General features: G+C 42.6%; 1 protein-coding gene. It reads right to left on the bottom strand.

The genetic code is table 11. The features are described from left to right. Window positions 1-263 (bottom strand): OprD family outer membrane porin (locus tag AAEY78_RS13630; RefSeq protein WP_352339874.1); only part of this gene is annotated, 263 nt, incomplete at both ends.

The raw sequence follows: 263 nt of genomic DNA, 5'->3' as shown, positions 1-263 counted from the left end.
AACTTAAGCCTTTTATTTTCTCAACTTTATAGCGCGTATCTACAGCCCAATATTTTTCATCAGCTGTGCCAGCTAACTTACCCAGCGCAGAGTTTTCCGCATCGCTACCGCTTGTGTAGTAAAACTTTGTTGTTAAACCTGGCGATACTGCTTTTAAATCAATGCCAAAACGTGCCTGCCACGTTGCCTCGTTTTGATTTGTTAAATCGGCACCAATCAATGAGCGAGTTGGAAATGGGTTTGTACCATGATCGCCACTAAAG

This window comes from Psychrobacter sp. 16-MNA-CIBAN-0192, assembly GCF_040309565.1.
Classification (GTDB): domain Bacteria; phylum Pseudomonadota; class Gammaproteobacteria; order Pseudomonadales; family Moraxellaceae; genus Psychrobacter.
The sequence above is the reverse complement of the archived record's forward strand: the minus strand, read 5'-3'. Positions and strand labels throughout refer to the sequence as shown.